Raw genomic sequence first — 20,190 nt, 5'->3', positions numbered from 1 at the left:
ACACGAAATGTTGAAAAGTCAAAAACAACCCTGCTATTTGTGCAGGGTTGTTTTCTGTCATCGTTATGATTTTATTTTTTAATTTGGCTTTGAACTTCTGCTGCGAAGTCTTCTTCTTTTTTCTCGATACCTTCGCCCACTTCGTAACGGTAGAATGTTTTAATCTTACCATCTTGAGTTGCAAGGTATTCTTCTACAGTTTGGTCTTGGTCTTTTACATAAGGTTGGTCTGTCAATGAGATTTCAGATAACCATTTGTTCAAGCGACCTTCAACCATTTTTTCAACAATGTGCTCAGGTTTACCTTCGTTTTTAGCTTGTTCTTTTAAGATTTCAAGCTCACTATCACGCTTGTCTTGTGGAACATCGTCGCGAGTTGTAAATTCTGGGTTTAATGCTGCAACGTGCATCGCAACGTTACGTGCTGCATCAACATTGCCACCATCTACTACAGTTAATACCGTAATATTTCCACCCATGTGCTCGTAGTCACCAAAGACTTGTGAGTCTTCTTTTTCGATAACTTCAAAACGACGGAAGGTAATTTTTTCACCAATTGTTGTTGTCGCTTCTAGAATAGTTTCTTCAATTGTTTTACCGTCAACATCAACTTTCATTGCTTCTTCTTGTGTTGATGGTTTAGCTTTCAAGATAGCGTTCGCAAGCTTGTCTACTAAGGCCAAGAATTTATCATTTTTAGCTACGAAATCTGTCTCAGCGTTAACTTCTAAAATAACCGCTGTATTCCCGTCAACTTTAACAGTTGTTAGCCCTTCAGCAGCAATACGATCAGATTTTTTCGCAGCTTTTGCCATACCTTTTTCGCGTAGGTAATCGATTGCCGCATCCATATCACCGTCAGTTTCAACTAAGGCTTTTTTCGCGTCCATCATACCGACACCAATTTTGTCTCGCAATTCTTTTACTTGTGAAGCTTTAATACTCAATTTAGTTCCTCCTAATTAATTATTCTTTCATCAACTAATCGTTGCTATTTATGGATTATTCGTTATCTCCTTCAACAGCGTCAACCATTTCTTCAATTGAATCATTTGTTTGTTCTTCGAATGACTCTTCGCCTTGGTTTCCTTCAACATAGGCATCAGCTAATGTTTTTGTAATTAATTTAACGGCACGAATCGCATCATCGTTAGATGGAATAATGACATCAACTTCTTCAGGATCACAGTTAGTGTCAACCATTGCTACTACTGGGATATTTAATTTACGTGCTTCTTTAACAGCGATTTCTTCTTTACGTGGGTCCACAACAAAGAGAACATCAGGTACACCTGGCATATCTTTAATACCACCTAAGTTTTGTTCAAGCTTTTGACGTTCTTTAATTAAAAGACCAACTTCTTTTTTCGGAAGAACTTCAAAAGTTCCGTCTTCTTCCATTGCTTCTAATTCTTTCAAGCGATCAATTCGTTTAGAAATTGTTTGCCAGTTTGTTAAGGTTCCACCTAACCAACGATGGTTTACATAGTAGATTCCAGCACGTTCACTCTCTTCTTTAATAGAGTCTTGTGCTTGTTTTTTAGTTCCAACAAATAGAACATTTCCACCGTTAGCTGCAATGTCACGAATGAAGTTATATGCTTCATCGATTAAACGGACAGTTTGTTGTAAATCGATAATGTAAATACCATTTCTTTCTGTGAAAATGTATTGTTCCATTTTCGGATTCCAACGTCTTGTTTGGTGTCCAAAGTGAACACCTGATTCTAATAATTGTTTCATTGATACGACTGTCATAAAATATTCCTCCTGTTTGGTTTTATTCGTCCTCTAGCTTCGGCTAGATCAGATACTTCCTCATAAGAAAGCACCATCTCATCTATCCACTAAAGTGTGAAATACAGCGACTTATCGCCATCCATTATTATATGATAGATTGAGTTAAAATGCAAGTCCTAACGCTCACATTCGCTAACAACTTTTCGAAAAAGCAAACAAGCTCCCTATTGAGGTAGGGAGCTTGTTTGTCAGTTTATTATTTTAGTTCTTTTATTAACTTAATACTTCAGGATAATGTTCTTCACAAATCGCATGGCAACGAGGACACAATACATCTTCGCCATTTGGTAATGTCACCACATCTTCAGAAGTGATACGACAACGTGTACAGACTTCACCTGACATGCGCTCTACTTTTACAGAAACACCATCAAAATCAATCACCTGATCATCATCAGTCGGTTTATCCGCAAGCGGTTTGATCGTTAATTCTGATGTAATTAGAATTAAGCGTAAGTCAGCATCCAATGATTCTAATAATTCTTTATTTTCTGCGTTAACGTAAAGTGTCGTTTTAGCTTCAAAGTCTTTTCCGATCACTTTTTTCTCTCGAGCAACTTCATTAGCTTTCAAGACATAATCACGAATCGTCATGAATTTATCCCATTTTGCCACAAGTTCAGCAGAACCAGCTAATTCTTCAACATCCGGCAAATCAGATAGTTGGGCAAATTCTTCTTCCTCATCCAAGTAGGACCAAATTTCTTCCGCTGTGTGCGGAATAATTGGTGTTAGTAACTTAGCTAACTTCAAAACAACTTCATAGAAGACAGTCTGCATTGCGCGACGTTCATAGCCATTCGGAGCATCGATGTAGAGCACATCTTTGGATACATTCATGTAGAAATTCGACATAACAACTGTACAGAACTGATTAATTTCCTTGTAAATCTCTGAGAAGTTGTAATTATCATAAGCCGCCAGCGCATCTTTTACCGTCGTATTTAATTGACTCAAGATATATTGGTCAAAACCACGTAAGTTATCATAAGCAATGCCATCCGTTGCATAATTAAAATCTTCCGTATTTTGGATTAAGAAACGAATCGTATTTCGAATCTTACGGTAAACTTCCGCCACTTGTCCTAAGATTTCCTCACTAACACGGACATCGGCACTTGTATCAACACTGGCAGCCCAAAGACGAATCAAGTCAGCTCCCAGATCATCGGCTACATCATTCGGATCAATAACATTACCGACTGATTTACTCATCTTACGACCGTCCCCATCGAGCACAAATCCTTGTGAGAGACATGCTTTATAAGGGGATTGTCCATTCACAGCTACTCCAGTGGTAATACTAGAGTTGAACCACCCACGGTACTGATCAGAACCTTCCAAGTATAAATCAGATGGATAGCTCAAGTTGTCGCGTCCTTTTAAGACTGCTTCATGTGAGGAACCTGAGTCGAACCAAACATCCATGATATCTGTTTCTTTGCGGAATTGACCATTTGGACTACTTGGGTGGGTATATCCGTCCGGTAAGAGATCTTTTGCCTCGCGTTCGAACCAGACATTTGATCCGTGTTCAGCAAAAAGTTGTTCAATATGATCAAAAATTTCTCCATCTAAAATGGGTTCATCATTTTCACCGTAGAAAATCGGCAATGGCACACCCCAAGCCCGTTGACGTGAGATAACCCAGTCGCCTCGGTTAGCTACCATATTGTGGATACGTTTCTGACCCCATGGCTGAATCCAGTCTGTTTCTTCGACAGCTTTTAGGATATCATCACGGAATTTGTCAATAGAGGCAAACCATTGTGGAGTTGCTCGGAAAATAACCGGTTTTTTCGTCCGCCAGTCATGTGGATAACTGTGGGTAAAGAACTCTAAGTGAAGTAATTTATTCTGTTCTTTTAATAGATCCGTTGATTTAATATTGGCATCATCATAGAACATTCCTTCAAATTCAGGGATCTCGTCTGTGAAGTAACCTTGTGCATCAATCGGTGAAATAACGGGTAAATTATATTTCTGACCAACTACAAAGTCATCATCACCATGACCTGGTGCGGTGTGAACAAGTCCGGTTCCAGCGTCGAACGTCACGTGATCCCCTAAAATCAAGTGAGAATCGCGGTCCAAGTAGGGGTGATGCGCAACTAAGCCTTCCAACTCAGCTCCTTTGAATGATTTAACTAACTTAATGTCTTGCCATCCAATTTTTTCCGCTACTTCTTCAGCTAAGCGATCAGCTAAGACATATCGTTGTCCGTCTGCTTCATACACGGAGTAATCGCCATCGCCACGAACAGTAATCGCCACATTAGATGGAATTGTCCAAGGAGTCGTCGTCCAGATCACAAATTGTGTGTCATCTTCCAGTACATCGCCACCATCTTTCACATCGAAAGCAACGTAAATGCTGGGACCACGGACATCTTGGTATTCAATCTCTGCTTCAGCTAAGGCAGACTCACTGGATGGTGACCAATAAATCGGCTTCAATCCACGGTAAATATACCCTTTTTTCGCCATTTCACCGAAAACGCGAATTTGAGCTGCTTCATAATCCGGTGTAAGGGTAACATAAGGATTATCCCATTCTCCTTGTACACCAAGTCGCTTAAAGTCTTTACGCTGCTGTTCAATTTGCTTCCAAGCATATTCTTCACAGAGTTTACGGAATTCAGCAACAGACATCGACTTACGGTCAACACCGGATTTGGTCAGCGCTGTTTCAATCGGCAAACCATGCGTATCCCACCCCGGAATATATGGCGTGTAGAAGCCAGCCATATTTTTATAACGAACAATAATGTCTTTTGAAATTTTATTTAAGGCGTGACCAATATGAATATTTCCGTTCGCATATGGCGGACCATCATGCAGAATAAATGGTGTATTGTCCTGATTTCGCTCCAACATTTTCTCATATAATTGTTTGTCATCCCAATTTTTTTGCATTTTGGGTTCTTTTTCAGATAAATTTGCTCGCATCGAAAAATCGGTCTTCAATAAATTTAACGTATCCTTGATCTTCATACAATCACTCCTATAATTTGATATAAAAAAAGCCTCATCCGCAAAGGACGAAGCAACGTGGTACCACCTTTATTCGAAATAGTTCACTGAAAATGATTCATGACTATTTCCTCCACTCATTAACGCTGAGACACGTTGACGATTACTTCATTCATCGTCAAATGAGGCGGATGATATCTATTCTAACTTGCTTAAGGCTGACTTCTCACCAACTGTCAACTCTCTGTCATGTAAGCTACATTAAAAATGATGTGTTCCGACTATATATTTTATAGTTATCCATTATCTTCATCGAAATTAGGCAGTTCAACTGCTTCACGATTGCCTAATTCCTCATTATTTGTTTGCTCATGTTCGGCTTCTTCACTTATCTCAATCTGTTCGTCTTCACTAGCGAGTCTTCGCACGGCTTCTATCGTATCTTGCAATTCAATCTGATTGATTGTCTCAATCGATAATAAATTCTTCCACTTATCATCGCCTATAACAGTTTGGTAAGCTTCCAACATCTTATTGAGTTCAATATTAAACTGTACACTTTGTTGTCTGAGTGCTTCTGTTTCATCTTGAATACGATGTACTTTAGCAATCGCCTCTTGCATCATCGTACGAACCTTCTCTTCAGCTGCCTGCTCTAACGCTCTAGCATCCGCTTCTGCTTGTGCGATTAAATGATTTGCTTCATTGTGTGCTTCTTCTTTCAAGCGATCAGCTGCATCTTGTGCCACAACAATGGAACGATTCAGTGCATCTTGTTTGTCCTCATAATCAGAGATCTCATCGCTAGCTAATTCAAGCTTACGCTCTAATTCTTTTTTTTCTTGCTGAAGTTCATAAACCTCATCAGCGACCTTACTTAAGAAAGCTCTAACTTCTTCTTTGTCGAAACCTCTCAATTTAACACTAAATGAGCGGTTTAAGATATCGTTGGATTTCATGTGTATGATACCTCCTACACTAATTGCCTATAAGTATATCCAAAAAATGATAAAATGGCAAGAAATTTTGATTAATTGACTATTTTTGAAGTAATGTCCCTATCTCAACAGCTAACTTATCTTTCCGTGTACGGTAATCGATACTCAAGAGCGTCAATCTCCCAAATCCTCTCACGGAGATAATATCTTTCTCATTTACATCTTCGCTAACATTCTCAGTTGATGTCCAATTTAATTTAACCTTACTGCTAGCAATCAATTGTTTGGCTTGATCACGAGAAATCCGTAATCCGCCAGCTATGAAGACATCCAAACGCCGTGAACTAATGACAATATTCTTTTTTTGCCAATGCTCGTTAATAGGAACAGCTTCTTTTAATGGTTTTTCAATTAATGACACTGTGGTGCGCCCTACTGTTGTAACGTGTAAAGTCAAAAATGAAACGAGTGATGCATCTACAAAAAGTTGCCACCGTCCATCATCTTGTATGATATCACCTAGTTTTTTTCGATCAATTCCTGTTCCTAAAATTGCGCCTAAAATATCGCGGTGACTCAACTGGCTAAATTTTTCAGGATATGAAATTTCACACAGAGCAATATCGTAATGACCTTTGACGTCTTCAATATATGACGGTTTTATGAGTGCTCGCTGACGCTCAGTACCGGTAGTCCCACCGAAGAAGGAGACGGATATAGCATCTGACTGCCCCACAATAGCCTCAACTATAAACTGTTCACGTGGATTCAAAAATGAAGTCAAGTAAGGAGTGTATTGATAATCAACTTGATTTAGCCAATCCGTTACTTGATCAACAAATGACTGCTCTTCTTTTCGAAAATGTTGATATAAATGATTCATTCGATCACCTAATAAGTTGGATTAATGTTCTGAAGATACCATCAATACCAATCTCAACAAATCTCAATGAAATGAAGGCAACCATTCCAGCGAGACTAACCATTCCAATATTAGGAATGTACGGCCGAAACAATCCAACAAATGGTTCACATATGCGAATTAAGAACTGGCCAAGTGATGATTGATAGCCTCCAGGAAGCCAAGATAATAAAAAGTACGCCAATAATACATAACGATAAATCTGAATCCCATAAATCAGAAACACACGCAAGTAATGAAGTAACGCAATCATCTAATGCCCCCTTTCTTAATCAGCTAAGTCACTATTTTTTAAAGCTTGCAGTTCGCTACCTTCGATCTCGATGCCATCCGGTGTACATAAGAAGATATCATCACCAATTCGTTGAATATCTCCACGTACCGCATACGTAATTCCCATCAAAAAGTCAATCACTTTTTTCGCTTGATCTTTATCCATCCGACGAAAATTCAATACAACCGACTCATCTGCCAAAATAACGTCCGCAATATCTCTCACTTCTGAGTACAAGCGTGGTTCCATAATTCGAATGCGGGTCTTAAATCGCCCTGAGTGCTTATCTTCTCCTGCCAAATTAAATTCTCCATTCTTTGACTCTCGATTATCTATCTCTGAACTCTCTGTTGTTGACTGATTTCTTGAGAAGAACGAAGGAGCCACGTCTTCTCGTGACTCCTCCTCATAATACGTCTCTTCGTCAGCGTCAGTCATAGCCAGAAAGCTTTTTAGTTTATCTGCTAAACTCATCGCCTCTAACTCCTTCTACCTTATTAATTCTTACGGCGACGTCTGAAAAATGGTGGTGTATCTAATTCATCATCATTCGAGTTCGCCTGGTGGTTAGTCTCTTGACGAGTTTCTTGTGAAGATCTAAATAAATTTTCTGAGCGGTCAACTTCACGTCTTGGTTGTTCAGGTTGGGGTTGTTCATCTGAACTTGATGAGCGCCAACTTGCAGTCGATTGACGACGCTGCGTTGGGCTTGGACGATTTGTTGTACTAGAGTTCGATTGGCTAGCCGATTTATCACCCATGTCTTTGCCGTTAATTCCTGTTGCAATAACAGTAACAACAACATCATCGCCTAAACTTTCATTAATGGATGTACCGAAGATAATATTCACATCACCACTTGCAGCTGCGGACACAATATCTGATGCATCTTGTGCTTCGAATAAAGTTAAGTCTTCGCTTCCAGTAATGTTTAATAAAACATTCTCTGCTCCGTTCAATGATACTTCTAATAATGGTGAGCTAATTGCTTTTTTCGTTGCCTCAGACGTACGGTTCTCTCCAGATGCTGAACCAATTCCCATTAAGGCAGATCCTTGGTTCTCCATAACAGTTTTCACATCAGCGAAGTCCAAGTTAACGTAACCTGGGTTCGTAATTAAATCTGAAATTCCTTGTACCCCTTGACGCAACACGTTATCTGCTTCACGGAAAGCTTCCATCATTGGTGTCTTCTTATCAACAATTTCAAGCAAGCGGTTGTTCGAAATGGTTACCAATGTGTCAACATTCTCTTTCATCTGGGCAATACCTTCTGCCGCAAAACGTCCACGCTTTGGTCCCTCGAAAGTAAACGGACGGGTAATCACACCGACTGTTAGTGCACCTTGTTCTTGGGCGATTCCAGCAATAATACCTGCTGCTCCCGTTCCGGTTCCACCACCCATACCAGCTGTAACGAAGACCATATCTGCTCCTTCGAGCGCTTTAGCAATTTGTTCTTCACTTTCTTCAGCTGATTTACGGCCTACTTCTGGATTAGCTCCAGCTCCTAATCCACGAGTTAATTTAGATCCGAGTTGAATTTTTGTCTCAGCACGGTTCAAGTCTAAGGCTTGAATATCGGTGTTCGCTACGATAAATTCAACACCTTCGACACCATCTTCAATCATACGGTTAACGGCATTCCCGCCGGCCCCACCGACACCAATTACTTTAATTTTTGCTCCATTTGATACGTTATTGTCTAAACCTAAGTCCATTATCTGATTCCTCCTGAAAAATTATGCTCATTAATGACTATTCAAAGAACGACGAGAAGAGATTTTTTACTTTATCTCCAAAAGTGCCCTCTTCACGATTGAATGACTCCACTTGTTGTGTAGATGTTGAATGTTCGGGTGATTTTGTTGTTTGAGTAGAAACTTTTGGTTGCGCCACCTGTGAAGGAGTTGGCACATAAACGCCCATTTTCTTCAATAAAGCTACATCAACAACACGTTGTACATCTGTTAAACTTGCCTCATAACGTGTCAATCCAACTGCTACAGTGTACTGTGCTGAACGAATCCCCATATAATCAGGGATATATACAGTCGTTCGTACACCAAATATATCTTTTGCTAATTGTTTAATCCCTGGTGTTGAAGCAGCTCCTCCAGAAATAATAACACCACCTGGCAAGTCTAGCGCACTAATCTTATCAAGTTCTGCTTTAGCTTTCTCAAAAATCTGAACTAATCGTGCTTCAATAATTTCACCAATATATGATTCTTCTACAAGTTCTGGATCATTCTTTCCAACAACATCTACGTGAACCGTATTATCTGACGTTTGACCAATAAAGCCTACTTCACGTTTTAAGTTCTCAGCGTTACGTTGCGATGTATTCAAAACGATAGAAATATCTTTTGATACATATTCGCCACCTTCTTGGATAACAGTTGAATACTTCAGTTGGTGATCGTGTACGGCTGATACAGTGGTCTGTCCTCCACCCATATCAATTTGTACAGCTCCAAAATTTCGCTCATCATCACTTAAGGCTACTTGCGCCATTGCTTGTGGTTGCAAGATTAAATTTTGCACGACAAAACCTGCTTGTTCCACACATTTCTTAATATTATGAAGAATTGTCTTCGGAACTGATATGGCTGTACCATATAGTTCTAGGCGCTGTCCTACCATTCCTCTTGGATCGTTAATTTCATCAAATCCATCAACAATAAATTCTTCTAACATCACTGATAGTAAGTCTCGCTCAGCCGGAATAATATTAGCTATTGATTGTTCTAATACTTGAATCACATCATTTGAGCTGATTTCTTTTGAATGTTCCTTGACTGAGATAACGCCATGACACGGTTCGATAACGACATTTGAAGCAGGTACTCCGACAACTAAGTGCTCAATAGCAATTCCTGATTTATCGGATGCTTGCTTAACTGCACTTTTAATCGCGCGAACAGTTTGGTCAATATCAACAATCATTCCCCGCTTGAGTCCGTTTGATTCTGCACTGCCGACTCCAATAACATTTAACTGCCCATTATTTATTTCACTGACAATCACTTTGATTGAAGTGGTTCCAATGTCTAGGCTTGTATAAACCCCATTTTTCATCGTAATTGAAACCTCCTATATCCTATAGATATTTATTTTTCTATCTATCCCCTATATTTTACCATAAACATTTAATTTTGTTTAATGTTCTTCTATTTTTTTGCATAAAAGACACTACTTTCATTATATCTTAAAAGTTTCAAGATAAAAAGAGCTAACTATTACGATTCGGTAACATTTTCGGGTTCATTAGATTCTACTGGTTCTTCAGAAGGATTGGAGTCTTCGCCTACTTCAAGTGATTCATCGACTGATCGCTCTTGTTCATAATCGAGACTTTCAATTGTTGCGCCAAGAATGAAGTATGCACCAGCCTCTAAATCAAAGACACCTGTTTGGCCATCTACTTCAGCTACTAAACTTGGATATAAATTAATTCTTTCTGAAACACTGGATATACTGGCCAATACCTGATTCCCATCATTCATAGAAATACTAATTAATTGCGGATTCCGCTCTGAATCAAGCAACTTAATATCTGACATTAATTGTAATACTTCGACATTAACATCTGCTAACTCAGCAATTAAATCAGTTAGCAACTCCCCTGTTTCAAAATCAACTAACACAGGCTTGTCTACGTACGGTGCTTTTTCACTATGAAATAATTCCCCATTACTTAACGCCGCAAGATATTGCTCTTCTCCTGCTGTTTTCAAATTAGCAACAATTTCGTATTCTTTAATGGTTAATTCAATATGATTTGGATAGCGCAATGACATATCAGCTGATTTTATTTCCGGACTGCCGTTGACAATACGATTGGTAATGTTATCTTTTCTTAGTAAATTAGTCCATAATTCGTCACCAATGTTTAAGGTCGACTGCTCTACAATCGTCTCCTCTGCAGCATAGTGATTCCCCGAAATATTAATACTTGCAATTCTATTAAGTGGTGAAAGCAAATAAATTGCCCCAACTAGAATCAAGCCAAAAATACTATATAATATAATTGCACGATAGGTATTGGTCTTATTTATTTTCATTAGGCCTCACCTTCACTTAACTGTTGCTTAATTAAGGATAGCATTACTTCAATTAAATGATCTGCCGCTTCAGGCCGACCTAACGACTTTGAATGTTGTGCCATTTCAATTCGTAAAGCCTCATTAGACATTAATTGATCAATCGCACCCACCAATACTGAACCGGTTAATTCTGGCTCAGGAATTAATTTAGCCGCCTTATTTTGAACCAGACTCATTGCATTTTTTGTCTGGTGATCAGCTGTTACATTCGGACTAGGAATCAAGATACTTGGCAAACCTAATGCTGTAATCTCGGCTAATGACGTCGCACCACTTCTCCCAACAACTAACTTAATTTCAGTAAATACTTCCGGCATGTTCTCAATATACGGAAAAACGTGGATATTATGGTTGTCTTTAATCATCGTGTTTACTTGTTTTTGAATATTATCGTAATGAACAGCTCCTGAGACGAATAAGACTTGATAATCTTTTTCTGCAAATTGCTCATATGCATCGATGAATGCTTGATTAATAGCACTTGCTCCACGTGATCCACCAAAAATAAGTACGGTTGGTTGATCAGCTGTCAAGCCCAGACGTTCTAGTTCACCCGGTTGGATATCTTTCACCACTTCTTGCGCCCGAGGATTACCGGTTAACACGACTTTTTCTGTATATTTTCCAAATTGATCCTGCGCTTCTTCAAAGCAGATAGCAATCTTATCTACAAATCGCGCCAAAAACTTATTGGTTATCCCGACAACACTATTTTGTTCATGGATCACAGTCGGTATATTCATCCGACTGGCCTTATAAATGACCGGTGCACTAACGTAACCTCCTGTACCTACCACAACATCTGGCTGAAAATCTCGCAAAATTTTTTGAGCACGTTTCAGACTGGTAAAAAATAATTTCATTGTTTTTAGGTTGTACTTCAACCCTTCAAGGCTTATCTTACGACTAAATCCTTCAATATGAATGGCCTCGAATGAATAGCCTTTTGCCGGAACAACATGACTCTCTAAACCTCGCTCTGTCCCAACGTAAAGAAACTCCACCTCTGGCCGAAGCATTTTCAGACGATCAGCAACTGCTAATGCTGGATAAATATGGCCGCCTGTTCCGCCACCCGTTAGTAGCACACGTAATTTACGCTTGCTCATCATTATCATCCTTTCGCTGTAGATTTGTCACTAACTCAATAAATTCATCGCCTCGTTTTTCAAAGTTTGGATATTGATCCCAACTTGCACAAGCCGGTGATAAAAGAATCACATCACCCGGGGCACTCTCAGCATAACCCACATCTACAGCTTGCGTTAATGTATCTACTTTTTTTGCAGAGGGGACACCTTGTTCTTTGGCAAATGATTGCAACCGCTCACCGGTCTCGCCAAAGGATATAACTGCCTTAACTTGCTTTAAGTACGGAATCAGATCATCAAATGATTCTCCTCGATCAAGCCCACCCGCAAGCAAAATAATAGGTTGGTCAAAGCCCGCCAATGCTTTACTTGTCGCTAACGCATTCGTCGCTTTTGAATCATTGATAAATTGACGCCCATCAATAGTTGCCACATATTGACTACGATGCGCCACTCCAGAAAATTGTCGCAAAACCACCTGAATAGCTTCATTACTGACACCACTTAGCTTAGCAATCCCAACAGCAACTAACACATTTTGCAAATTATGACGGCCAGATAATGCCACATCGGAGACCGCTGCCACAACTTCCTCTTTAAAATAAATATATTGCCCATCACTATAACAACCATTAACTTCAGCACGTTCAATAGAGAAAGGGATTAATTGAGCTTGTGATTTTTCTTTGATTAATTGTGTTAACTCGTCCTGATCACTGTTATAAATTAAATAATCATCATTGGTCTGATTAGCTGTAATATTTAACTTTGCTCCCACATACTCTTCACGGGAACCGTGGTAATCTAAGTGCGCTGAATATAGATTCGTAATAGCTGCAATCGTAGGGCGAAGCGAAGGAGTTGCTAACAGTTGAAAACTTGACATTTCCGTTACTAAATCATCAACCGATCCCGCCTCACGGACAACTTGACTAATAGGTACGCCAATATTTCCTACCGCATATGCTTGTCCTTCTGTTCGGTTTTCGTTCAATATAGCCGTTGTCAGAGCTGTCGTTGTCGTCTTACCATTCGTTCCAGTGATAGCAATCATCCGCGACTCAGCGACTAAACTTGCCACCTCTACTTCTGTAACAATCGGAATATGACGTCTTAGCGCAGCTTGAACGACCGGATTAGAATAAGGGATTCCGGGGTTTTTAACAACTAATTCGAACTGTTCTTCCAACAAATCAGTGGGATGCTCTCCCGTAATTACCTTAATCCCTAAGTTCAGTAATTCTCTCGCTTCTGGATTCTCGTCAAACGGCTTATAATCATTTACGGTCAACAAGGCACCTAATTCGTGTAACAATTTCGCTACATTTAAACCACTCTTAGCTAAACCTAACACTAATATTTTCTTATCCTTAAATTGATCTATTCTTTTCAAAATATCTCCCTCTCAATCTAGTAAATCGCTGTATACTTTAGACTATTGGTATTAAAAAGCTGGAGCATACACTCCAGCTTTACTCTCTTCATATTATATCACAGTTAACCAAACCGTCGCGATAGAAACTATCAACGTAATTAATGAAAACAATCCGACAATTTGCCATTCACTTCGCCCATCCAACTCAAAATGATGGTGAATTGGTGTCATCTTAAATATACGCTTGCCTGTCCGCTTAAAGTAAGCAACTTGAATCATCACACTGGCTGTCTCTACTACATAAATGATTCCAATGAATAACAATGACCATTCTCGATTTAACAAAATAGCAATCGCTGCGAAGGATGCACCAATAGCCAGTGAACCAACATCCCCCATAAATATATGCGCAGGTTTTTTGTTAAAGAGAAAGAATCCAAAAATTGCTCCCATCAATGCCAAAATAAAATACAAGACACCAATTTGATCTTGAACAATGGCAATATAAGCATAAGCACCCAGAGCAATTAAGCTAGTCGCTGATAATAAGCCGTCAATTCCATCCGTTAAATTAGTTGCGTTAGAAAATCCTGCCATCCAAAATACAATAAACAGCGCATAAAAGAACCCAATATCCACACTTCCGACAAAAGGTATATACAGCATAGAATGGACTCCTGCTTGGCGTAACAAGAGATAAAAAATAATTCCACCCACAACTTGGGCGATAAATTTTTGTTTGCTTGTAATACCAAGATTTCGCTTCATAATGACTTTAATATAATCATCAACAAAGCCAATCCCACCAAATAACACAAGTACGAATAACAACATGAATAATTGTGGGTCAAACGTACCATCAATTATTGCTGTCAAAACAATGGTTAACGTAGCTGCTAAAATAATAGCTACTCCTCCCATTGTTGGAGTTCCAGATTTTTCGCGGTGCCAACTTGGTCCTTCATCCAAAGTCGTCTGTCCTAATTGTTTTTTCCGAAAATACTTAATTAATGGTCGCATGATTAAAATCGTACTCAATAAACTGAATAATAATGGCCAGACATAGACAATTTGCTTCATAATAACCCTCCACTGTTAATAACTTTCAACTTTTTACAACACATTTTATTGGACCGAGACATCTTCTTGCATAAACGTCGACTCATCCCATAATTCATCTGGAGATGCCTCTGTATCAATGCGATTAGGCTGACTTAAAGTAATATCCACCGTTGTTCCGGGTTCAATCACTTGTCCCGGTTCAATGCTTTGGGCATTAACAAAACCTTCCCCCTCGAATTTAAAATTAATATCCATAAATTCTGCCAGCCGTAATAAATCATTTCGTGACCAACCTGTTAGATCCGGTAATGTTAATGGCCCTTCTGTTAACAAGAATACACGCTCACCATCATATGTTGTTGCATTAGCCAAAGGTGATTGTGCTGTGACCGCTTCCCCACTACCAATCACGGTCACCCGCCGCTGCCCCAATAGTTCCTGGGCTTCTTGAACACTTACTCCCACCACATTGGGCATATCGGTTTGTTCAACAGACTGCTGTGTGCTAATCTCTTCATCTAAAGATTGTTCCTTCATTAAAAGACGATCTTTTAGTCGATGGAAAATATCTTGTACAATCATCCCACCTGTTTTATCAATTAATTGTGGCTGTTGTACTGTGATATAGACAACATATTTCGGATCATCGCTTGGGAATGCTGATAGAGAGGAATAAATAAAGTTCGGAGCTGTCATATAATATGCCCCTGTCTCTGGATTAATAAATTGTGCTGTTCCTGTTTTGGTCGCAATTCGTATCCCTTCTGTATGATACCCAATTGCTGTCCCTTGCTCACTCTCAACCCCTTGTGCTAAGTATTCTAACACTTGATGTGCGGTTTCTGCTGAGATTGGTTTTCCTTTTGTGGTCACCTCCACTTCACGATGATTACCTGCTTGATCAGAAATTCCCGATACAATTGTCGGTTGTACCATTTCACCGTCATTCGTAATCGCCGTCATTGCTTGTAACATCTGTATCAGCGTAACCGTAATCCCTTGTCCAAAGGCAGTATTAGCTTTTTGTAATTCCCAATTGAATGGATTACTTCCCATCTGTTCATTCGGTAGTGAGATGCCCGTTAATTGACCAAAACCAAATTGGTCAAGATAACTTTTCCAAGTGTCATATCCCATTTTTTCTACTAATTTGATAAAAGCGGCATTACTGGAACGATGCAGCCCTTCTAAATAACTAATTGTTCCCCAATCTCTATTCCAGTCATTAACCACTCCATCACCTACACGATATTGCCCCGATTGGTAGAATTCATTCGGATTAAAGACCCCTTCTTCGATTGCTGCAGCTAGAGTAAATATTTTCAAGGTAGATCCTGGTTCATACTCATATTCTGTCAAGTAGGTTTGCCATGTATCATCCAGTCCCTCTTTCGTCATGGGATTGAATGTTGGCCGCTGTGAAGTAGCTAATATTTCACCTGTCTTCGCATCCATCACAGTGGCTGTCATATTAGCCGGATGGTATAGTTTGTCTTGATCATCTAATATATTTTCTAAGAATACTTGCAAGCGACGATCCAATGTTAGATGTAAATTCATGCCATCGATAGCTTCTTCTCGCTGTTCTTTTTCATTCGGAAGTGCATAACCGTCACCATCCTTTTGATAGTGTTGTACACCATCTTCACCACTTAATAAATCATCAAAATAGTATTCTAACCCCATCACCCCTTCAAGATGATGGTTCGAGGCATCTTCATCGCTATCTGATTGAGCTAACCCTACCATATGCGATGCAAAGACCCCATTTGGATAAAGACGAGACTGACTTTCTTGAAATTCTATCCCCGTTAATCCTTCTGCTTCAAGACTTTCTTCTATTTTAATTTTTTGATCATAGGATAAGTTACTTCCATCAGCTCCAAATTCAACTTGCGCTGCTGAAGAGGTTAGTTTATCTAGAATATCTGACTTCTTCATAGTCAAATACTCATCTAATACATCAGCAACTGCTTCAGGTTCTTGAATATGGATCGGCTTCTCTATCGGCGACCAAGCATCTGTCAACACAGCAATCATCTTATATGATAGTGCATCTGTCGCAATTGTCTGTTCATTTCGATCAAAAATTGTCCCTCGTCTGGCTTCAATCACTTGTCCTATACTGTGTAGAGATGTCCCTAATTGATTCAAATCAACTCCATCTATAGTTCCAGTCAGCATAATGAATGAAAAACGTAGCATAAATGAAAACATTATAAATACAGACAACGAAAAAAGAAGCCATCCAAAAATTTTTCTGTTTCGCTTTGCATTGTTTTTTGAATGATGCTTCTTAAATTTTACCATTATTCGACATTCCTTATATTATCTTCTGAATAGTTTAAACCTGATTGTTCCCCAATACTATATACACGATCATAACGTGATAATTCTTGGATATTTTGTTCTAAATTATTATTTTCAGTCGTCATAACTTCAATTCGCCCTGTTAAATTTTGTACTTGTCGGTTAGCTTGAGCAACTGATACCGCGCTTGATAAGTACCATACTACCATCGCAATCAATGCTACCGAGAAGATACTAATAACAATTTTTTCCGCTTTCGTTATCCCTTTATGTACCAGTGTATGTCGCGGCTTAGCTGTTGCTTGCTCTTGTGAGTGCAGACGTGGCGTTGCAGTTGTTTCTGCTCGGTAATTATGATTATATTGTCGGTCTACATTATAATTAGTTGCCACTATCATCAATCCTCCATACGCTGTTTTTCAGCAATTCTTAAGAGCGAACTTCTTGCTCGATTATTCATCTCAAGTTCTTCAGTACCGGGTGTAATCGGACGTGTGTTAATTAAAGTTAATATCGGTTGCTTGTGATCAGGAATAATAGGTAATCCTCGTGGTAAATCTGGAGTTGTCGAATACTCTCGCAATAAATGTTTCACTATTTTATCTTCTAATGAGTGAAAGGAAATCACAGATAATCGACCACCCACATCTAGGGCTGTAACGGCTTGCTTTAAGGAGTCTTCTAAAGCATTCAATTCATCATTTACAGCAATACGAATTGCTTGAAAAATACGCTTTGCTGGATGCCCACCCGATCGTCTTGCTGGAGCGGGAATAGCTTCTTTAATGATATCAACTAAGTCTTGAGTTGTTTCAATTGGTCCATTTTTGCGTGTTGCTTCAATCTTTCGTGCAATTTGTTTTGAGAATTTTTCTTCACCATACTTAAAGAAAATACCCACTAAGCGATTATAACTCCACTCATTGACTACTTCATAAGCACTTAAATCTTGCTCACGGTTCATCCGCATATCTAACTTTGCTTCTTGATGGTAACTAAATCCCCGCATTGCTTCATCTAACTGTGGGGATGAAACTCCCAAATCATACAAAATACCGTCAACTGTTTTAATCTCTAAATCATTTAATACTTGTTTTAGGTGTCTAAAGTTAGACTTCACCAATGTTAATTGTCCAGATGCTATCGATTCACGTAACACTTCTTGAGCGTTGTCAATCGCCCACTGATCTTGATCGAAGGCAATCAAACGTCCCTGTTCATTCAGTTGATCCAAGATAAGTGATGTATGGCCTGCTCCACCTAGCGTCATATCGATATAGGTGCCTTCTGGTTTTATATCTAATCCCGCTACAGCTTCGTGCAACAAGACCGTTGTATGATCAAAATCTGCCATATTAGTCACTTACTCCTTCTAAAATCCAAAATCTATCATATCTTCTGCCAAATCTTCAAAAGAGGCTTCTGCTTCATCCGTTACACTATCCCAGCGTTCTTGACTCCATATTTCAATGCGTTCTGAAACGCCAATAATGTAGCAGGTTTTCAAGAGAGCTGCATGCTCCATTAATGTCTGGGGCAAATTAATGCGCCCTTGTTTGTCCAACGTACACTCAACAGCTCCTGAATAGAAAAAACGGGTAAATTGACGTGCTTCTTTTTTAGCTAATGGTAGTTTTTTTAATTTTTCCTCAAGTTCTTGCCAAGCTTGCAGAGGATAACCAAATAAACACCCGTCCAAGCCCCGTGTAACAATGAATGAGTCGCCCAGATTATCTCTGAACTTTGCGGGCACAATTAATCGACCTTTGCTGTCAATATTATGTTTATACTCGCCCATCAACATTCATTGTCACCTCCTATTCTTCCTACACACCCATTCTACCACAACCCACCACAATCTACCACCTCTCTCCTCTAATTTCTTAGAATAATTTCAAAAAACACTTCATTTACCATCTATACATTATTGTTCGTTTTAACCCAAATAAAAAGTCACTATTCCTTCGAATAATGACCTCATCTATCAGATAATTAATGTTTTTTTAAATCCAGCCATTCGTTTTTAAACAACGAATCAGTTTAAATCGGTGGAGCACAATCCCATCAATGACTACTCAACGTTATAATGGCTGCTATTCCACAAATAATGTAGAATACCATACCGATTAAAAAAGTTAATCGCCACCACACGCGCAAAAACCTTACATATTCAATCATCTGTTCATTTCTAAGATAATAAGTGATCAATCCAATTGCACTTAAAGCAATAACAACTATAAATATTAAAAAACCACTCGTCCCAAATGCAATACTACTAAATAAGTAAATAGTGAAAAACAAAAAAATTGTAATTAAATCTGGTGTTTTCAACTTTAAACCAGAGACTTTCAACCAATTATTGAGCCACCGATGATAGTACAGCACAATAAAAGGAGTCAGAAACAATAATATTAAAAGTAACAAATAGAAAATGTGTCCCATCTTCCTCAACCTCTCTAACTACTGTACATTTATTATAACAAAAAAAGCAACCTTTGAACATCATCAAAGACTGCTTTAAAATGTATCATTATGCATTTTTTGCGATAACTTGTTCGCCACCGTAGTGTCCACATGATGGGCATACGTGGTGGTTACGTTTCATTTCACCACAGTTACGGCATTCATTCATGTTTGGTAATTTCAATCCTAGGTGCGTACGGCGTTTTCTCTTACGTGTTGTTGACGTACGTCGCTTTGGTACTGCCATAGTGGGTACACCTCCTTAGTTAATCTATTCTCGTTCTCCCTCGTCTGCTTCCGGGAATAAATCCCTCAAGGCAGAGAATGGAGAGTCTTCATTCATTGATGATGTTGCTTTCTCATTTCCTTCCTCTAGCACTTGCCAATCATCTCCTTGTGGGAAAATGTGAGATTCTCTCTCGTCTTGGGTAAGTACTTTTGTAGGTAATGAAATAAGAATTGAATCTTCAATTGGCTTCTGAAGATCTAAGATATCTCGGTCCAATTCGATCGACATATCTTCTGCTTGACTATCTCCGACAACATTAGCGCCTGGCGAGATATAGGTTTCTGAGAGCGCCACTTCATAAGTGATATCAACTGGTTCAAGTGAACGTGTTGACGGTAGCGTCATTTCTACAGTTAAGGTCGCATCAACCGTAAACTCATCTTCACTATCAACGATTAACCATCCATTGATATGAATATCAGCTATATCTAAAATACGATCTGAGCGATCTTTTATACTGGAGATTAACTCTGACAAATCGCCTTCCAACTTAATGGCTTCATGCAATTTTGCTCTCAATTCATTCAGTGCCCATTTGATTTTCATCATTATCACCTCTATGCCTAAATCATTTATCACTTACT

Annotated in this window: 20 protein-coding genes; all 20 read right to left on the bottom strand. The window is 39.0% G+C overall.

Annotation, left to right across the window (positions count from 1 at the left end):
- Positions 1-71: 71 nt before the first annotated feature.
- The 20 genes from tsf to HMPREF9703_RS03710 all read right to left on the bottom strand — a co-directional run bounded on the left by tsf (position 72) and on the right by HMPREF9703_RS03710 (position 20,152).
- Positions 72-947 carry a translation elongation factor Ts gene (gene tsf / locus HMPREF9703_RS03800; protein WP_004635760.1) on the bottom strand — a complete coding sequence of 292 codons (876 nt, stop codon included), beginning with the start codon at positions 945-947 and terminating at the stop codon, positions 72-74.
- A 55-nt stretch (positions 948-1,002) separates the two neighbouring features.
- On the bottom strand, positions 1,003-1,758 hold the full coding sequence (gene rpsB, locus HMPREF9703_RS03795) for a 30S ribosomal protein S2 (RefSeq protein ID WP_004635759.1): 756 nt from the start codon (positions 1,756-1,758) through the stop codon (positions 1,003-1,005).
- Positions 1,759-2,013: 255 nt separating this feature from the next.
- Positions 2,014-4,794 carry an isoleucine--tRNA ligase gene (gene ileS, locus HMPREF9703_RS03790; protein WP_004635758.1) on the bottom strand — a complete coding sequence of 927 codons (2,781 nt, stop codon included), beginning with the start codon at positions 4,792-4,794 and terminating at the stop codon, positions 2,014-2,016.
- A gap of 275 nt (positions 4,795-5,069) precedes the next feature.
- Positions 5,070-5,732 (bottom strand): DivIVA domain-containing protein, encoded by a 663-nt coding sequence (locus HMPREF9703_RS03785; RefSeq protein ID WP_004635757.1) that lies wholly within the window; start codon positions 5,730-5,732, stop codon positions 5,070-5,072.
- Between the two features lie 79 nt (positions 5,733-5,811).
- Positions 5,812-6,594, bottom strand: a complete 783-nt coding sequence (locus HMPREF9703_RS03780; RefSeq protein WP_004635756.1) for a YlmH family RNA-binding protein — start codon at positions 6,592-6,594, stop codon at positions 5,812-5,814.
- 4 nt (positions 6,595-6,598) lie between these two features.
- Positions 6,599-6,886 carry a YggT family protein gene (locus tag HMPREF9703_RS03775; protein ID WP_004635755.1) on the bottom strand — a complete coding sequence of 96 codons (288 nt, stop codon included), beginning with the start codon at positions 6,884-6,886 and terminating at the stop codon, positions 6,599-6,601.
- A 15-nt stretch (positions 6,887-6,901) separates the two neighbouring features.
- Positions 6,902-7,381 carry a cell division protein SepF gene (locus tag HMPREF9703_RS08585; RefSeq protein ID WP_004635754.1) on the bottom strand — a complete coding sequence of 160 codons (480 nt, stop codon included), beginning with the start codon at positions 7,379-7,381 and terminating at the stop codon, positions 6,902-6,904.
- Positions 7,382-7,404: 23 nt separating this feature from the next.
- Positions 7,405-8,628, bottom strand: a complete 1,224-nt coding sequence (ftsZ, locus tag HMPREF9703_RS03765) for a cell division protein FtsZ (protein ID WP_004635753.1) — start codon at positions 8,626-8,628, stop codon at positions 7,405-7,407.
- Between the two features lie 37 nt (positions 8,629-8,665).
- On the bottom strand, positions 8,666-9,988 hold the full coding sequence (ftsA, locus tag HMPREF9703_RS03760) for a cell division protein FtsA (protein WP_004635752.1): 1,323 nt from the start codon (positions 9,986-9,988) through the stop codon (positions 8,666-8,668).
- 161 nt (positions 9,989-10,149) lie between these two features.
- Positions 10,150-10,974 (bottom strand): cell division protein FtsQ/DivIB, encoded by an 825-nt coding sequence (locus HMPREF9703_RS03755; protein WP_004635751.1) that lies wholly within the window; start codon positions 10,972-10,974, stop codon positions 10,150-10,152.
- Entirely contained in the window at positions 10,974-12,128 is a 1,155-nt protein-coding gene (murG, locus tag HMPREF9703_RS03750; protein ID WP_004635750.1) for an undecaprenyldiphospho-muramoylpentapeptide beta-N-acetylglucosaminyltransferase, read from the bottom strand. Before murG ends, HMPREF9703_RS03755 begins: the two co-directional genes overlap by 1 nt.
- Complete coding sequence (murD, locus tag HMPREF9703_RS03745; protein ID WP_004635749.1) at positions 12,112-13,500, bottom strand: UDP-N-acetylmuramoyl-L-alanine--D-glutamate ligase; 1,389 nt, start codon at positions 13,498-13,500, stop codon at positions 12,112-12,114. The genes murG and murD overlap by 17 nt, the downstream gene beginning before the upstream one ends.
- Before the next feature lie 93 nt (positions 13,501-13,593).
- Positions 13,594-14,562: a phospho-N-acetylmuramoyl-pentapeptide-transferase gene (gene mraY, locus HMPREF9703_RS03740; RefSeq protein ID WP_004635748.1), complete on the bottom strand. Its 969-nt coding sequence runs from the start codon at positions 14,560-14,562 to the stop codon at positions 13,594-13,596.
- A 45-nt stretch (positions 14,563-14,607) separates the two neighbouring features.
- Positions 14,608-16,776: a penicillin-binding transpeptidase domain-containing protein gene (locus HMPREF9703_RS03735; protein WP_167535650.1), complete on the bottom strand. Its 2,169-nt coding sequence runs from the start codon at positions 16,774-16,776 to the stop codon at positions 14,608-14,610.
- 77 nt (positions 16,777-16,853) lie between these two features.
- Positions 16,854-17,246 (bottom strand): cell division protein FtsL, encoded by a 393-nt coding sequence (gene ftsL, locus HMPREF9703_RS08580; RefSeq protein WP_167535649.1) that lies wholly within the window; start codon positions 17,244-17,246, stop codon positions 16,854-16,856.
- A 5-nt stretch (positions 17,247-17,251) separates the two neighbouring features.
- The gene (gene rsmH / locus HMPREF9703_RS03725; RefSeq protein WP_004635745.1) at positions 17,252-18,208 is read right to left on the bottom strand and encodes a 16S rRNA (cytosine(1402)-N(4))-methyltransferase RsmH; all 957 of its coding nucleotides are present in this window, start codon (positions 18,206-18,208) and stop codon (positions 17,252-17,254) included.
- 18 nt (positions 18,209-18,226) lie between these two features.
- On the bottom strand, positions 18,227-18,658 hold the full coding sequence (mraZ, locus tag HMPREF9703_RS03720) for a division/cell wall cluster transcriptional repressor MraZ (protein ID WP_004635744.1): 432 nt from the start codon (positions 18,656-18,658) through the stop codon (positions 18,227-18,229).
- 260 nt (positions 18,659-18,918) lie between these two features.
- Positions 18,919-19,296 carry a DUF3397 family protein gene (locus tag HMPREF9703_RS03715; RefSeq protein WP_004635743.1) on the bottom strand — a complete coding sequence of 126 codons (378 nt, stop codon included), beginning with the start codon at positions 19,294-19,296 and terminating at the stop codon, positions 18,919-18,921.
- Positions 19,297-19,384: 88 nt separating this feature from the next.
- Entirely contained in the window at positions 19,385-19,564 is a 180-nt protein-coding gene (gene rpmF / locus HMPREF9703_RS08735) for a 50S ribosomal protein L32 (protein WP_004635742.1), read from the bottom strand.
- 24 nt (positions 19,565-19,588) lie between these two features.
- Complete coding sequence (locus HMPREF9703_RS03710; RefSeq protein ID WP_040376810.1) at positions 19,589-20,152, bottom strand: YceD family protein; 564 nt, start codon at positions 20,150-20,152, stop codon at positions 19,589-19,591.
- Positions 20,153-20,190: the final 38 nt, after the last annotated feature.

The sequence above is a fragment of the Dolosigranulum pigrum ATCC 51524 genome (genome assembly GCF_000245815.1).
GTDB classification, from domain to species: Bacteria; Bacillota; Bacilli; order Lactobacillales; family Carnobacteriaceae_A; genus Dolosigranulum; species Dolosigranulum pigrum.
Note: the sequence above shows the minus strand (reverse complement) of the source record. Positions and strands in the feature narration are given on the sequence as shown.

Coding starts and splice junctions, on each gene's coding strand:
- HMPREF9703_RS03785 (WP_004635757.1), bottom strand. CDS start 5,732: ATGAAATCCAACGATATCTTAAACCGCTCATTTAGTGTTAAATTGAGA.
- rpmF (WP_004635742.1), bottom strand. CDS start 19,564: ATGGCAGTACCAAAGCGACGTACGTCAACAACACGTAAGAGAAAACGC.
- HMPREF9703_RS03775 (WP_004635755.1), bottom strand. CDS start 6,886: ATGATTGCGTTACTTCATTACTTGCGTGTGTTTCTGATTTATGGGATT.
- ftsZ (WP_004635753.1), bottom strand. CDS start 8,628: ATGGACTTAGGTTTAGACAATAACGTATCAAATGGAGCAAAAATTAAA.
- murG (WP_004635750.1), bottom strand. CDS start 12,128: ATGATGAGCAAGCGTAAATTACGTGTGCTACTAACGGGTGGCGGAACA.
- ftsA (WP_004635752.1), bottom strand. CDS start 9,988: ATGAAAAATGGGGTTTATACAAGCCTAGACATTGGAACCACTTCAATC.
- rsmH (WP_004635745.1), bottom strand. CDS start 18,208: ATGGCAGATTTTGATCATACAACGGTCTTGTTGCACGAAGCTGTAGCG.
- rpsB (WP_004635759.1), bottom strand. CDS start 1,758: ATGACAGTCGTATCAATGAAACAATTATTAGAATCAGGTGTTCACTTT.
- HMPREF9703_RS03715 (WP_004635743.1), bottom strand. CDS start 19,296: ATGGGACACATTTTCTATTTGTTACTTTTAATATTATTGTTTCTGACT.
- HMPREF9703_RS03755 (WP_004635751.1), bottom strand. CDS start 10,974: ATGAAAATAAATAAGACCAATACCTATCGTGCAATTATATTATATAGT.
- mraZ (WP_004635744.1), bottom strand. CDS start 18,658: ATGTTGATGGGCGAGTATAAACATAATATTGACAGCAAAGGTCGATTA.
- mraY (WP_004635748.1), bottom strand. CDS start 14,562: ATGAAGCAAATTGTCTATGTCTGGCCATTATTATTCAGTTTATTGAGT.
- ileS (WP_004635758.1), bottom strand. CDS start 4,794: ATGAAGATCAAGGATACGTTAAATTTATTGAAGACCGATTTTTCGATG.
- HMPREF9703_RS03710 (WP_040376810.1), bottom strand. CDS start 20,152: ATGAAAATCAAATGGGCACTGAATGAATTGAGAGCAAAATTGCATGAA.
- HMPREF9703_RS08585 (WP_004635754.1), bottom strand. CDS start 7,381: ATGAGTTTAGCAGATAAACTAAAAAGCTTTCTGGCTATGACTGACGCT.
- HMPREF9703_RS03780 (WP_004635756.1), bottom strand. CDS start 6,594: ATGAATCATTTATATCAACATTTTCGAAAAGAAGAGCAGTCATTTGTT.